This is a genomic window from Vibrio sp. J2-3(2022) (assembly GCF_021725735.1).
In the GTDB taxonomy this organism is placed as follows: domain Bacteria; phylum Pseudomonadota; class Gammaproteobacteria; order Enterobacterales; family Vibrionaceae; genus Vibrio; species Vibrio diabolicus.
The window spans coordinates 250,350-264,852 of record NZ_JAKKCK010000002.1; the positions used below are offsets into that span (position 1 = coordinate 250,350).

General features: G+C 42.5%; 16 protein-coding genes. 7 read left to right on the forward strand and 9 right to left on the reverse strand.

The window, feature by feature from the left end:
* Positions 1 to 144: 144 nt before the first annotated feature.
* Entirely contained in the window at positions 145 to 966 is an 822-nt protein-coding gene (locus L3V27_RS09240) for a sterol desaturase family protein (RefSeq protein WP_012841839.1), read from the forward strand.
* Between the two features lie 90 nt (positions 967 to 1,056).
* On the opposite strand, the gene L3V27_RS09245 is transcribed toward L3V27_RS09240, so the two are convergent.
* From L3V27_RS09245 to L3V27_RS09260, 4 genes are all read right to left on the reverse strand, one after another.
* Complete coding sequence (locus L3V27_RS09245) at positions 1,057 to 1,287, reverse strand: hypothetical protein (protein WP_005396201.1); 231 nt, start codon at positions 1,285 to 1,287, stop codon at positions 1,057 to 1,059.
* Between the two features lie 47 nt (positions 1,288 to 1,334).
* Positions 1,335 to 1,715, reverse strand: a complete 381-nt coding sequence (locus L3V27_RS09250) for a hypothetical protein (RefSeq protein ID WP_005396203.1) — start codon at positions 1,713 to 1,715, stop codon at positions 1,335 to 1,337.
* 201 nt (positions 1,716 to 1,916) lie between these two features.
* Positions 1,917 to 2,330: an NUDIX domain-containing protein gene (locus L3V27_RS09255; RefSeq protein ID WP_237311676.1), complete on the reverse strand. Its 414-nt coding sequence runs from the start codon at positions 2,328 to 2,330 to the stop codon at positions 1,917 to 1,919.
* A 279-nt stretch (positions 2,331 to 2,609) separates the two neighbouring features.
* Entirely contained in the window at positions 2,610 to 4,628 is a 2,019-nt protein-coding gene (locus tag L3V27_RS09260) for a methyl-accepting chemotaxis protein (RefSeq protein ID WP_237311677.1), read from the reverse strand.
* A gap of 134 nt (positions 4,629 to 4,762) precedes the next feature.
* On the opposite strand from L3V27_RS09260, the gene L3V27_RS09265 reads away from it, so the two are divergent.
* A complete protein-coding gene (locus tag L3V27_RS09265) occupies positions 4,763 to 5,257 on the forward strand; it encodes an NlpC/P60 family protein (RefSeq protein WP_065646735.1) in 495 nt (164 codons plus the stop codon).
* Between the two features lie 44 nt (positions 5,258 to 5,301).
* On the opposite strand, the gene L3V27_RS09270 is transcribed toward L3V27_RS09265, so the two are convergent.
* The 3 genes from L3V27_RS09270 to L3V27_RS09280 all read right to left on the reverse strand — a co-directional run bounded on the left by L3V27_RS09270 (position 5,302) and on the right by L3V27_RS09280 (position 7,773).
* A complete protein-coding gene (locus L3V27_RS09270; protein ID WP_005396212.1) occupies positions 5,302 to 5,646 on the reverse strand; it encodes a DUF3802 family protein in 345 nt (114 codons plus the stop codon).
* Positions 5,647 to 5,836: 190 nt separating this feature from the next.
* Complete coding sequence (locus tag L3V27_RS09275) at positions 5,837 to 6,799, reverse strand: diguanylate cyclase (protein ID WP_005396213.1); 963 nt, start codon at positions 6,797 to 6,799, stop codon at positions 5,837 to 5,839.
* Positions 6,799 to 7,773 carry a response regulator gene (locus tag L3V27_RS09280; protein ID WP_005396215.1) on the reverse strand — a complete coding sequence of 325 codons (975 nt, stop codon included), beginning with the start codon at positions 7,771 to 7,773 and terminating at the stop codon, positions 6,799 to 6,801. The genes L3V27_RS09275 and L3V27_RS09280 overlap by 1 nt, the downstream gene beginning before the upstream one ends.
* Positions 7,774 to 7,997: 224 nt before the next feature.
* On the opposite strand from L3V27_RS09280, the gene L3V27_RS09285 reads away from it, so the two are divergent.
* Positions 7,998 to 8,864, forward strand: coding sequence for a fructosamine kinase family protein (locus L3V27_RS09285; protein WP_005396217.1), 867 nt, complete (start codon positions 7,998 to 8,000; stop codon positions 8,862 to 8,864).
* A gap of 253 nt (positions 8,865 to 9,117) precedes the next feature.
* A complete protein-coding gene (locus L3V27_RS09290; protein ID WP_005396219.1) occupies positions 9,118 to 9,312 on the forward strand; it encodes a CPXCG motif-containing cysteine-rich protein in 195 nt (64 codons plus the stop codon).
* 75 nt (positions 9,313 to 9,387) lie between these two features.
* On the opposite strand, the gene L3V27_RS09295 is transcribed toward L3V27_RS09290, so the two are convergent.
* On the reverse strand, positions 9,388 to 9,999 hold the full coding sequence (locus tag L3V27_RS09295) for a riboflavin synthase (RefSeq protein WP_054867079.1): 612 nt from the start codon (positions 9,997 to 9,999) through the stop codon (positions 9,388 to 9,390).
* Between the two features lie 394 nt (positions 10,000 to 10,393).
* Here L3V27_RS09295 and L3V27_RS09300 point away from each other — a divergent pair, with 394 nt between their 5' ends.
* Both L3V27_RS09300 and L3V27_RS09305 read left to right on the forward strand, forming a co-directional pair.
* Entirely contained in the window at positions 10,394 to 11,764 is a 1,371-nt protein-coding gene (locus L3V27_RS09300) for an MATE family efflux transporter (RefSeq protein ID WP_005396222.1), read from the forward strand.
* 133 nt (positions 11,765 to 11,897) lie between these two features.
* A complete protein-coding gene (locus tag L3V27_RS09305; RefSeq protein ID WP_109168359.1) occupies positions 11,898 to 12,896 on the forward strand; it encodes a DUF3080 domain-containing protein in 999 nt (332 codons plus the stop codon).
* Between the two features lie 15 nt (positions 12,897 to 12,911).
* On the opposite strand, the gene L3V27_RS09310 is transcribed toward L3V27_RS09305, so the two are convergent.
* Positions 12,912 to 13,757, reverse strand: a complete 846-nt coding sequence (locus L3V27_RS09310) for a DNA ligase (protein ID WP_237311679.1) — start codon at positions 13,755 to 13,757, stop codon at positions 12,912 to 12,914.
* A 423-nt stretch (positions 13,758 to 14,180) separates the two neighbouring features.
* Between L3V27_RS09310 and L3V27_RS09315 the strand changes: the two genes are divergently transcribed.
* On the forward strand, positions 14,181 to 14,501 hold the full coding sequence (locus tag L3V27_RS09315; protein WP_005394270.1) for an STAS domain-containing protein: 321 nt from the start codon (positions 14,181 to 14,183) through the stop codon (positions 14,499 to 14,501).
* Positions 14,502 to 14,503: the final 2 nt, after the last annotated feature.

Sequence of the window (14,503 nt, forward strand, 5' to 3'; positions counted from 1 at the left end):
GTAATGCCAAGTAAAAAGTAGAGCGCGATTCTACTGACATTATGGTTTCGCCTCAAGATAAGCCCTTCAACGCACCTTACTGTTTGTTGAAATAATTTCACCCTTACCTCGGTCATAGATAAAGTAATAAATAAGGAAATGACAGTGACAGAAACGACGTTTCAAGATCCCTCGTGGATAAGATTAGGCTTTTTTCTCGGCGTATTATTACTTTGTGCCCTTTGGGAAAACAAACTGCCGAGAAAAACACTTACCGCTTCACGTGGGTTTCGCTGGGTCAATAACTTATCACTGGTTGCTGTGAATAGCTTGATTGTTGCGTTAGTCATGCCTATCGCCGCCTTTCAAGCTGCAATTATCGCTCAGGAGCAACAATGGGGACTATTTAATTTGCTCTCCCTGCCCGCTTGGTTAAACGTGCTTCTAGCGGTTATTCTGCTTGATTTCGTCATTTACGTTCAGCATGTGGTCTTTCACTATGTAAAGCCACTGTGGAAGCTTCATCGAATGCACCATGCCGATCTCGACATTGATGTCACCACTGGCGCACGTTTTCATCCCATCGAAATCATCATCTCGATGGGTGTCAAAATTGCCACTGTATTTATCTTAGGCGTTTCTCCTATCGCTATCGTGGTATTCGAAATAGTGCTCAATGCCAGTGCGATGTTTAATCACAGTAATGCAAAACTGGCTTTATCAGCGGATCAGAAACTGCGAAACGTCATAGTGACGCCAGACATGCATCGCGTTCATCATTCCGTGATAGCAAAAGAAACCAACTCGAATTTCGGTTTCTTCCTTTCTGTTTGGGATCGACTTTTTGGGACATATCGAGCTCAACCTGAGCTTGGCCATGATGATGTCGTAATTGGTATACCGGAAATTAGGAATGAAGCAGAACAACGATTAGACAAGCTGTTAACGCAACCTTTTCGCTATAACCGAAGAAGACGCAACAGTTGAAGAAAAGTTTTTGTGGATGAAGTGCGTAAACAAAGCGAATAGACTAAACCTAAACACCAACCAGTTAAACACCACTTCATCCTTACGATGCTAGCTAATGGATTCACTCTCCGTTAGTTGACGTTTTTTGTTTAACTGAGTAATACCAACAAATAAACCAACCACACCAAGCACCGTGCACACCAAAGCATTAGTATTCATTGCTTGTTGTGCTTCTATTGAGCTGTATAGAAAAGCCAGACTGAAGAAAGTGGTACCAAAGCTTAAACCTGTCAGTACGCTGAAACCAGCGAAACTGGCCAAGTCTTTAAAATCGTTCATAACGAATCCCTGCTTACTATCCTTAATTGAGTGATGAAAAGTGAAAGTTAACGAAATATCTGGCGTGATTGTCGATGTTTACGCGCGTTCCATAACCAGATAGATACGCCGAATGAAAAACCTAAAAAGAGTGTTTTCATTTGAAGTGCGGCATTGTTGTCCAATATTTCTAATGTATAGTGAGCGTGCGAGCTAAAAATAACATTGGTCGTCAGAATCAATAGCATAAGTACTAATCCGGAGCGACGGTGCTTCACCAACAGATACACCGCTAGTAAGTCTAACAGCCCCAACGAGCTCCAATAAATATTCAACCAGCGTGGCGCAAAATCATAAGGCAAAAAACCGTTAGCAATGTTGTCATAAAGATGAACCACACCGCCAACTGTCATAAAAAGGCATAAGAGAAACACGACGAATTTATCCATTATCGTTTCCTTATCTGAATGAATGCGCAAAGCATATAGAAGTCAGTTAAACATTTGTAATCTCATAGCCATTTTTGAGATCGACAGTGCCTTTAAACAGTACGTGAGGCGTGCGAAAGAAATTTATTCGCTCCTGATAGAAGCATAGTGTTAGCTTTGGCATTTCGCTCAAATACACCAATGTTAGAACAGAAGTCTCATTCAAACCGCTCCTTGGTCTATCAGTTTTCGAACTTTTTCCAGTGCGTTCTGAAAAACGGTATGCGCTTGTGAGGAAATATCGCTCCCTATATCGTGCCAAAAGAACGCAAAATCATGTCCGCCATCGTCTTGCGTATGAAACGTCCATGAATCCGCTAGGTCAGCACACTCGCACGAAACAAAGTGCCATACTTGATTTTGAAAGCCACTGTCCCATGAGCATAAATACCGAGCGGAGATAACGTACGTAATCCCAGATTCTTCAGCCAGCTCCCGTTTTGCAGCCGTGATGTAACTTTCATCAAACGTCTCAACCGTTCCCTTGACTAGTTGAATACCCGCTAAGGGATGCTGAAAAAGTAGGAGCTCTTGGTTTTGCTTACGCAGAACGATGGGACAGACTTTATCGATCATAAAACCACTCCTCGTTGTCTAAGCAGAAAGCTTTGGCTTGTTCTGGATATAAAGGAATCGCATGAAGTTGCATTATCCATTCCTTTGAGTTCGGACAACATTCTAGCCATCTTGTTTCACCGAGATAGCATTAACACCACATAGTGATAACTCAGCCCTTAAGAAATGAGCAAGATGCGATATAACTCACTTTTGCGATTTGAATAGCAATCAGAGGGTGCGTAGAAGCAACAAAAAGCAGAACCGAAGTTCTGCTTTTAGAAGATGAAAACATGTCACTTATGCGGACTGATGTAGCTCGTATTTATGCAACATCGCTTGTTGATGCCCTGCAATTTCTGCCACTTGTTCAGAGCTCTCTACCATGGATTCAAGTTGTAACTTTGTACGCTCTCCAAGCTCGGAAATATTATTGATGGATTGAGACACGTCCGCCGTCGCACGTTCTTGTTCTTCCGTGGCAACAGAGATTTGCTCAACACGCTCTTGAATGTGTTTGACCGCAAGGTTGATATCCGAGAAGGTTGATTTCACGTCATTGCTGGAATGCAGTGCGTGGGCCATTTCTTCTCTTGAATCACTTACCGCTTGGCGAGAACGCTCTGCGGCAGTAATAAGCTCGCTCATCATTGCTCGGATATTCGTTGTTTGTTGAGAAGTATCACTTGCTAGTTTGCGGACTTCATCCGCGACAACTGCAAACCCACGCCCTTGTTCACCAGCTCGAGCGGCTTCTATTGCTGCGTTGAGAGCAAGCAAGTTTGTGTTGTCAGCAATACCACTGATCATGTCGACCATTTCACGAATCTGCTTAACACGTTGGTCTAGCTCTAACATAGATTGTTCATTCATATCCAAAGAGCTTTCAAGTGATTCCAAACGTTCACGGTTTTGTTCCACAACTTGAACGCCTTTTTCAGTGTGCTTGGTAGCAAGCATCGAGTCCTGTGACGAGGCATTTGTCACTGTTGCTATTTCACGAATGGAGGCTTCAAGTTGCGTAATGGTCGTGATCATGCTCGCCAACGCTTCATTTTGTGTCGTCAACCCATCGCTCGTTTGTTCAGCTGCACTGTGGCTTACTTCGGCTGTCTGATAAAGCGTCTCACAGTTACGTGTAACTGTTTGGATAGAGTTGTTTGTTGAATCAATCACTTGGTTTAGTTTTCGTGCCACTTCTTTTAGTTCATAAGGACCAACCTCTTGTGCATTGTCACGGAAGTCATGCTCGGTAAGTGCAGAAAGACGCGTTAGTACATTCCTTAACCCTCGGTTTGTCCATGACTTCAGACTGAACCAAGTGATCAGAATAATGAAAGAAATCACACACGCTGCAAAAACGATCATAACACTCACTGACTGAATAGTGTCATTGACCACACTCTCTTTATCCGCAATCAACTCACCAGCAGCTTGTGATATTTGATCAAGCAACCGCATGGTTTCATCCGCAATAATCGAAGCCTGTTTAAACTCTGAACGTTGCAGTTCCCCTTGTTCTAGTTTGGCGAGGATCAAACGCAGCACGCCCTTTTCACTAAAGCCTTGCTTCACCATCTCGTACGGTGCCGTTAGGCTTGCGTATTCGCTTACTTCTGGATGTAAAGACTGGAAATCTTCATAGGCGAGATTAATACCTGCAATACGGTTACGCATTTCTCGGTATTCTTTTTCGGCTTTGCTCAGCTCAGAATGCATCATCATTACTAAGAACGTGCTTTCCATTGAGCTCGCCGAGGCAATAAATCGGTTGGCGGCATCACTCGATTCAGGATTTTCGGCACTAAGAAACGAGCTAATTCGATTCATTTCCGGGCCGATAGAGCTGAGTCCATAGCGGAACCCGCCAACTCCTGCATCAATATCCATTTGAATTTTTATCACTGAAGATTGCTTCAGTAAAATGGACTGCGTGATGTTATGTAAACGCGCTAAATTTGTATCTAACTCCTCAGAGAGTTGCTCAGCAACACCAGAAGCTTCTCCAACCAAACTTTTACTTTGAGTCGCAAGTGAATCGATTTGCTCTTTTATTAGAGGCAACTCTTTTGGCTCAGTAATTTGCATACCATGGTTGAGTAGCTTAACCATCTCCAATACATTCCTGGTTAACTTTGCGTTCGCCATCGCGATTGGTAACGCTTTTTGCGACAAGTCTTCAAATTGCTCTCCTACCTGTTCCATTCCTTTGAAACTTGAGACAGAAAGGGCTATAACAAGAGCTATGATAGTTAAAAATGTTGCACTAACAGCCTGAATCAGTGAAAGTGATGTGCGTGAGCGTTTTCGCTTTGCCATAATCAATTTTTATTCTTTCTTAAGGTTGAATCGGTTTTGTAGTGATTCCGTCACATTTGTGAGACAAAACCGTGATTTGCAGCCCATACTATGGATTGGTTATGACACTAATATTTCAGTTGTGAGTCGTAGAGATGACAGGTGGTGATTTGCGTCGAGTATATTTTCCTTTGATAATCAGTGTGCTACTAAGCGCCTGCTCTTCTGGGCCCGAACCTAGCGAGCAAGTGCAAGTGACAACACCTACAAATCAGTTATTGGACAATAACCCTGACTTGTTCCAGTTTTATACAGAATGGCATGGCACACCTTATCGCTTAGGCGGCACACAAAAATCTGGTATTGATTGCTCGGCATTTGTGCAAAAAGCCTTTGTCGAGGCTTATCAGCTATCGTTACCCAGGACAACGAGACAACAGTCGAAACAAGGTGTGGAATTACATTGGACGGACGCCAAACAAGGAGATTTGGTGTTTTTTAAGACAAGACGGACGACCTATCATGTAGGGATTTACTTGGGTAACAAGCAGTTCATGCATGCGTCAACGTCTAAAGGTGTGATCATTTCAAGAATCGACAACCCATACTGGGCATCTAAGTTTTGGCAAGTAAGAAGAGTTACAATGTAACTCTTCTTACTTTTAGAATTGGAGATGACTGGTATCAAACAATATCAATCGTAAGTAGCAACGGCAGTATCGAATAGGTTTTTAACCAAAGCGATGTATTCATCAAGGAACGTTATCTGTTCATTAGTCGCTTTTTTATGCCATACACCAGCCAATATCTCGCCAAGATCTTCAACAACCGCATCCGCCTCTTTTAGTAATTTGAAGCGTACGCTTGAGTGAAGCTCTGGGTTTTGCTCAAAGATCGCCATGATGTTTGAAGCCACCATATCGGTGACGACATCTTCGATGCTTTCGGATCCAGTGTCGCCAATTTCAGTCGTGAAAATATCTAAATTTAGCGACAAGTGCTCGATAAGAGCGAGATATCCATCGGTTTCTAAAACCACTGTTTTTCTCCGTTTATTGCAAGCCTTCGAAGCTGAAAGCGGAATAGTTTCAATAGTAAGACATGCCGAGAAAATTTCATTAACTTATTTCATATTAACAAACATTCACGAACCAACTGGATGTTTTTCAAACAATTGCGCTTTGCCTCACTGCGTTCGGATACAGGGTTTCTTCAAACCTTTTTGTATTTCAGTCATTTTCATGCAAACAAGTTTGGTTACGACCGTTTTCTTTTGCACGATACAACGCAGCATCGGCACTCTTTAACCATTGAGTGTGAGTTTCAAAATAAGGTTTATACTCGCAAACACCAATACTTATCGTGTAATTAATCAAAAAATCTTCCACTTTCACGATCTCTTGCTCAATTCTTTTACGTAAACGCTCCGCGAAATAGCAAGCTTGTTCTTGATTCGTATGAGGAAGCAATACCGTAAACTCTTCTCCGCCAAAACGACCGCACACATCACTGCTTCTTGCTGTCTTTCTTAATAACGAAGAAGTACGACGAATGACTTCATCTCCCGTCGGGTGACCATAGGTATCATTCACTTTTTTAAAGTGGTCGATATCAAATATTACTAATGAGCATGGTCCGTCGATAACTTTTAGGTGAGCAAACTCTTCTTTCAGCGATTGCTCCCAATAAGCGCGATTAAATAAACCTGTTAAACCATCTTTGCGACTGATTTCAGACAAATGTTGATTTGTTTCTTTCAAATGAATGCGATTTCTTGCCGTTTCAGAGACATCATTCACTTGAATAGCAATGTGGCTGACCTCTCCTGAGAGCCCAATTAACGGGGTGATTACGATGTCTTGATACATGAAATCACTGCTGTTTGAAACCGGAGAAAAATTGTTGAATTTAAAAAGGTACGGTCGGTTTTCCCAGCTAGAGAAGGAACGAGTTTCCAGATCGGCGGCGGTTTTTATCTTGGTTTCTAGCCAAGTTTTTGGCAGCTCTTCAAAATGATCAAATAAACATTGGCCAAGGATTTCTTGTGACAGAACGCCACTGTATGACTGCATAAAACTGTTCCACACACAGACCTTATACTCTTGATCCAACACGATAAGCCCTGAGTCCATCGTATCGAGAATTTGTGTGACCCAATGAAAGTCTGCTATGTCCAGCGTAATATCGGACATTAGATTAGCTCCATGATTTCATAAATAATTTCTACGGATGGTTTATCAATTAAAAACAGTACCTCACACTCAAAATCAAGCGCTTCTGCCATGTAGGTGTATTCGATAGTAAACAGCTCACCTAATTCACCCTGCTCTTCACAGTAAGGCGTTAACGTATCCACAATGCCTGGCTGACGAAGTGAGAATTGCTTGTCGAGCTGATCCCCTAACGATGTGAGAAATGAAGAAACCAGTAAGTTCGAGATATTCAAAATGATTTCATTATGAGGTGTAAACTCAAGCAGATAGCCTAACTTCTCACCAATTTGATTGATGTCTCTACCTCGTAGACACACCAGAGCTTCACCATGAATACCGCCACCAACAAACCTCTGCGCAACCGCGACGGAGCCATCACGCCCAACAACGTCGACAAGCGTCATATGAAGTTCGCCATAGGATAACGGACCAACATGTGGAACAGGAAGTTGGATGAACTCGTGTAAGTGGTCTGCCATAATCGCAGCCCCTTTACCAAGGGCAATGTTTGCAATCTCGCGGAATTTGGCTAATGAGGAGAACTCCTCGCAAATCTGGCTTTTAGGATCAATCGAATGGCTAGGCTTGAACGCATAGTGCAGCCCCAATTGTTCATAGAGCGGTATCACCTGCTCTTCTGTCAGAGGCTTAGCGATAAAAGCTTGAGCACCGAGCTCTATGCAGCGCTGTTTTGCCTCTTGTTGAACATCTCCAGAAATAATGACGATTTTAGTCTGGTAGTGACTAACAGGTAATGACTCGAGGACTTCAAAACCGTCCATGATCGGCATCGTTAAATCGAGAAACAAAATATCGATATTTTGCTCCGCAAGAATATTTAGCGCCTCATACCCATCTTGAGCTTCGATCAGGTGCAATGATGTATCTTGTACGATGGAGCGCGCAATGAGCTTTCTTGCAACCGCTGAGTCATCACATATCAGTATTTTCATGTCACCAATGGAACTAACGTCAAAAAAATAATAATACCTGTTGTATACGTTCATCTCCATATGCTATGCCGACAAATCAGAGGCTTATAAGCGATTTGATTCACATTTATACAAATTGACTACACTGAGAGGAAGGTTTCTTTACGAAGTATGCTCAACGTAGCGCCAACACCTTGCTTTTTATCCTAAACTGTTGGTGGTCAAATAGATTCGCGAGGTTTTGTATGTGGCAAGCAATATCGCAACAGCTTTCTGATACTTTATTATTCGAGTACCAGATCACGGAAAAAGTAAGACTGTCTGGCGGGGATATCAGTGAAAGCTACATGATTAATGACGGCGAACAGCGCTATTTCGTGAAAATTAACGATCGCGAGTTTTTGTCTAAGTTTGAAGTTGAGGCAGAAAGTCTGCATCTTTTGCGTGAGACATCCACCCTATTTGTTCCAGAGGTTGTGTTGGTTGGTAAAACCAAAAATGCCTCATTCCTAATTCTTAACTACCTTCCAACAAAGCCATTAGAAGATGGCCCAAACAGCTTTAAATTAGGACAGCAATTAGCTCACCTTCATCAATGGGGCGAGCAAAAGGAATTTGGTTTTGATACGGATAACTATCTCGGGTCCACTCTACAACCCAATAAGTGGCACAAGAAGTGGTGTGTCTTCTTTGCTGAACAACGCATAGGATGGCAATTACAGCTCCTTAAAGAAAAAGGCGTCACTTTAGTTGATATCGACGACTTTATAGATGTCGTAAAACAACTGCTAGCAAACCATGCTCCAGAGCCCTCCTTGCTGCATGGCGATTTATGGAACGGGAATGCGGCTCTCACGGCATGTGGCCCTATCTGTTACGATCCCGCCTGCTACTGGGGTGACAGGGAGTGTGATATTGCGATGACTGAGCTTTTTGGTGGATTTCAACCGGAATTTTATCAAGGTTATGAATCTGTTATGCCACTTTCTGCTGGTTATCAAGAGCGTAAAGATATCTATAACCTTTACCATGTTCTCAACCATTGCAATTTATTTGGCGGCCATTACTTGGAGCAGGCTCAACAAGTTATTAATAAAATTATTTCTTATTAATTTGGAAGCCACTGCATATTTCAAGATGTAAAACCTCGAGGCACATCACTACAGAAAATGACCCTAAGTTCAAGGTTGAGTTTGGGGTCAAGTTTTATACTTATTTCGACTCAATTAGCAACAACTCCACCTAATATCAAAGGAGACTTAACTTTGGATTGTGCCTATTTTCCTTGTAGGCAAAGTAAGTGAAGGGCTGTACTTCCTTAAAGAATAGAGTGTTTAAAAGCCCTGCGATATTAGGAGTTGTTGTATGAAAAATTATACCGAAAGGCATGTCAAATGCCCCCATTGTGGACATTCAATCGGCATTACACTAGATGCAAGTAATGGTGACCAAGAGTTTTATGATGATTGCCCAGCTTGTTGCCATGCCATTCACTTAAATATGCGAGTAGATGAGCTGCAAGATAAAGTCGAACTGTTTATCGATGACAATTACGAATAACAACTCGAGCATGTAAGCGTTGGAAACACAAAGTCACTTGAATTAAAAAGGAGCGCTTGGCTCCTTTTTATCATTCTAAAGCTGTTTTGCTGCGAGAACTCGCTCAACAGTATCAACTATGGCTTGAGTCTGAGGGTCAAACTCGATATTAACGCGGTCCCCTACTTGTCTTACTCCAAAGAGTGTTCGTTGCAAGGTTTCTGGAATTAGATGTACTGAAAAACGACACGCTTCAACCTCACCAATCGTCAAAGAACAACCATCCAAGCCGATATAGCCTTTCGCTAACACATATTTCATTGATTCTTGCGGCAGTTGGAACCAAATCGTGCGGTTATTAGGCGTATCGATGATCTCGACAATGTCAGCCATCAAACTAATATGGCCAGACATGCTATGTCCGCCAATTTCATCACCAAACTTGGCAGCTCGCTCAATGTTTACGCTGTCACCTTCAACTAGCTCGCCTAAGTTGGTGAGAGCCAATGTCGCTTGCATTAAATCAAAGCTGATAAGGTTGCCATTTATATTGGTCACGGTCAGGCAGCAGCCATTGTGAGCGACAGATGCCCCTATTTCTAATCCTTTACAAAGCTCATCGCTTAACTCGACAACATGCGTTTGAAAGCGTTCTTTTTTATCAATTTTAACGACCTTAGCCGTACCCTGAACTATTCCTGTAAACATTCTTTTTACCTATTGATTTCATACAAGCTGCAATCGATGACAGAGCCTGAAGCACAGCACTGTGTATCGAGATAAAACCTGTAGATTATAGAGCAACGACCTATTGAAAAATGGAGCCTTGTTCTCATACATGCCTCTAACATTAACATGATTTATTACAGCTCTCAGTATTAGCGTATCCTGAGCTTAGCAAGCATTAAGTTAGTGTTATCCACTATTCGCAACCTAACTATGGAATATAAACATACAATTGTTTATCATTTGCGCGGAGTTTCTCCGAGGCATTTTTTCACCTTATCGTGACTAAAATCAACCATCAGATCAGTTCACCACATCTTTTGTCCTCGAGCGCTCTCATTCTTTCAACTTATTGTTCCGCTCTGGAGTATTTTTCGTGCATCGCTATAAAGAAGAAGCATCAAGTCTCATCAAATTGGCGACCCCGGTATTGATCGCATCTGTTGCTCAAACTGGTATGGGGTTTGTTGATACCGTTATGGCCGGAGGCGTTAGTGCCACCGACATGGCTGCGGTTTCTGTCGCTTCAAGTATTTGGCTTCCATCCATTTTATTTGGTGTGGGTTTGTTAATGGCGTTAGTCCCTGTTGTCGCACAGTTAAATGGCTCTGGTCGTCGAGTAAAAATCCCGTTTGAAATTCAACAAGGCGTCGTTTTGGCATTGTTGATCAGTGTGCCGATTATTGCAGTGCTGCTTCAAACCCAATTTATTCTCGGATTTATGGATGTTGAAACGCTGATGGCAGAAAAAACAGTGGGGTACATTCATGCTGTTATCTTAGCAGTCCCTGCTTTCTTGCTTTTTCAAACGCTTAGAAGCTTTACGGATGGTATGTCATTGACGAAACCAGCAATGGTCATTGGCTTTATCGGTTTACTGCTCAACATTCCTCTAAACTGGATTTTCGTGTATGGCAAGTTTGGCGCACCTGAATTAGGCGGTGTTGGCTGTGGTGTTGCAACCACGATTGTTTACTGGGTCATGTTTGCCCTACTATTGCTTTATGTAATGACATCAGATCGACTTAAAAGCATCAACTTATTTGGTGAATGGCATCGACCACAATGGAAAGCGCAAGTTCGTCTGTTCAGACTCGGCTTTCCTGTTGCAGCAGCGTTGTTCTTTGAAGTGACACTATTTGCTGTCGTTGCATTATTGGTATCACCATTAGGACCAATCATCGTTGCTGCGCATCAGGTTGCGATTAACTTCTCTTCGTTGGTATTTATGCTTCCAATGAGTATCGGTGCCGCAGTGAGCATTCGTGTCGGCCATCGACTTGGCGAAGAAAACGTAGATGGCGCTCGCGTTGCTTCACGAGTGGGCATAATGGTTGGTCTAGGTTTATCTGTTCTTACAGCGATATTAACCGTATTGTCTCGTGAATGGATCGCCGAACTTTACACTAGCAACCCAGAGGTCATCACTCTAGCGATGCAACTGCTCGTATTTGCTGCTGTTTATCAATGTACGGACGCAGTTCAGGTAATCGCGGCAGGTGCACTGCGTGGCTATAAAGATATGCGAGCCATCTTCAATCGTACTTTTATCGCCTACTGGATTCTTGGTTTACCAATGGGTTACGTCCTTGGCCGCACAGACTGGATCGTCGAGCCAATGGGAGCGCAAGGTTTCTGGCTAGGCTTTATCATCGGCCTTTCTTCTGCCGCACTTATGTTAGGGGTAAGAATGCGCTGGATGCACCGCCAAGAACCAGAGGTGCAATTGAACTTTTCAGTTCAGTGATAATAAGAAAAAGCCAGCACACGCTGGCTTTTTTGATCGAATAATAACGCTGTTGAGTATACTTATAACAAACTTGTGAGCCAGTTCAGCCTGCTCTTTTGGTGACGAATGCGAAGTTATAAAAAGGATATTTGTGCGGTCTATTTTATTGTTTCTAGTCTTGTTTCTTAACGGTTGCGATAACTGGTTCAACCCAGAAAGCGCAATGTTTGACAAGTATCACCAACGTGTCGCCAATGTGTTGGACGCTCCTACTCTTCCAATCGAGTCGCAATCTACGGTGACCATACCTGCAAAGCGTGACTTATTCGAGCCACTTCCAAGGCTATCGATTGGTTTACTAGAAAGCTACCAATTACGCCAGTGTGGATTATTCAATCTACTTGCCGAAAAAAACTCACAGCTTGGTAAGGTGCAGGATGCCTTTCATGATTTTGATTACCAAACTTCACTGTTACGAGTTATGAATCGATGTTTATCCGAATTTCAGCTCAGCGATGAAGAACGCGCTACATTGACAGAGCTTTATTCGACTAAGTGGCAACATTTAGGTACTCATCTTGACAACTTGCTACTCGCGAGTGATGCAATGCAAAAGCAGCTAACGGCGTCGGATTGGCTATCTCAAGAAACAGCAAATGATGTTGCACGTATTAACGACGTCTATCGCCTTTTCAGTGAAATGTACGGCTTGCCTCATCGCGCCATTTCACGTCTACCCGATATTGAGGTTGTGCAATATCAAGAAGAGCTAGAGAAATCTCGTTTAATCGGACGACTTTACTATTCGATAATAAACGCTTCTCACTGGCTAAAAGCTACGACTCAGTTACTTGAGCAGAATCAGAGCAATGTATTGTGCGGGCCGAACAGAGACACCACCCAGTTCCGCTACCTAAGAAATGTCTTTCAATCCATTTACGTTGAAGAAGTGCAACCTTACTTAGCCTATTTAGACAGTACCTATCAGCAACTTCATGATGGCGCCACCTTGATAGAAAAGCGTATGCAACTTCATGGTCATCAATATGGTATAAAAGAAGCACACAAAACCTTTAGACAAGAAACCCTAAACCACGTTCAGTTTTGGCAGGGTCTCTTCAAGCGGTGCGGCGTAACCGTTGGCAACTAGTAAGTGCAGAGCGTTCTATTCCTTCAGCCTCTCACGCAAAAATCGGGCAAAACGTGGTTTACCAGTATGAGTAAAACCATTGTACCTGAACGTGACGGTTGAACCTATTTTCGGAGGCTGACGACGCACTTCATCGGTAAACCCACTACCAATGTAAAACTCTGTACCATCTGGTAAGCGAACTAACATCGCCCCCATCATACCCAATAAACGCCCCGTGCCTGGCTTATAGCCCACGACTAGCGCTTCATCATCCGCGTATCGTTTCAGTTTAAGTAAATCACTACCACGTCCAGCTTGATAACGGCTTGATACCTTACGTAGCATCACCCCTTCACCATCGGATATTGAAATCTTATCCAATTGCGCAAACAGGTGAGCTTCATTTTGGATCGCTCGGTGTTCGACATATTTGATATGAGGTTGGTCTACTTCGAGCACTAAGTCTTTGATGTTGTAATAACGCTTCCGGTAATCACCAGCAGAATACGGCATATCAAAGATCATAAAATCAATGTTTCGCCAAGCTGACTCCACAGGCGTTTTATCCAAAACCGTTTGTTGTACGAGATAAAAATTGCCTCGTCCCGCCCATAGCTCACCATCTAACGGATAGTCAGGTAGTGAATCGATAAACCAATCTGGAGCGTAGATTCGGTTACCATTTCTCGTCACGAGATGTTGTCCTGTCCAATAGGCGCGAATGCCGTCGAGTTTTTCGCTATACCAATATTCAGATACATCGATACCATCTTGATAGCTTTGAGCAAGAGAAACTGGAGGCGTGAGAGAAGTATCAGCTTGAAGCTGTGAAGACGCTGTCATAACAGCCAGCGCGATTAATGTCATTTTTAATGGCATAAGAAGACCTTGTACAAAAAAGCGCCTTTATTGAACCGTAACTCCTCTCGATGACCTATTTGTTACTAGTCATTCTTCGACTCAGAACAATCAACTTAAGTAATGATTTGCAAGGACAATCATAAACTTTAGACAGATTTTGCATTTAATATTTACACATTGTTCACAATGGGATGAGTGAGTCTCAAATCAAGTCGCAATCTAATCTCGATGAGACTCTTGCTTTAGCGCTCGATATTAATTCGATATCTCTCCTGAACAAGCCGTTCGTCTATGCGTTTTTGATTCTCAAATTGAGAACCTATTCCTTCTCAATTTGAATGACATCAATCAAAAATCATAACCATTTGATTTTATTTGCATTTAAATTTGGCACGTTACCTGCTCTATATCCAAGTAGAGAAAACAAACGGAGATAGAGTCATGGAATTACGCAAACTAGAAATTAATCAAGACAAATTAGCCATTGAGTTTTTTGGTGACTTAGATGCAAGTGGCTGTCGACAAGCACAACATCACATTGATGAAGTAATTCACGACAATCATCACAAAGAAGTCGAAATTAACCTACAGCACGTCCAATTTCTTGATTCTTCAGGGATTGGTGCCATTGTTTACTTATATAAGCGTCTAGTTGAACGTGAAAGAAGCATGAGTATTGAAAACGTATCAGGCCAACCTTTAGAAATCATGAGCTTGCTTCGTATTAACCATGCTATTCCCGTTAACTCAAAAGGACACTAAAA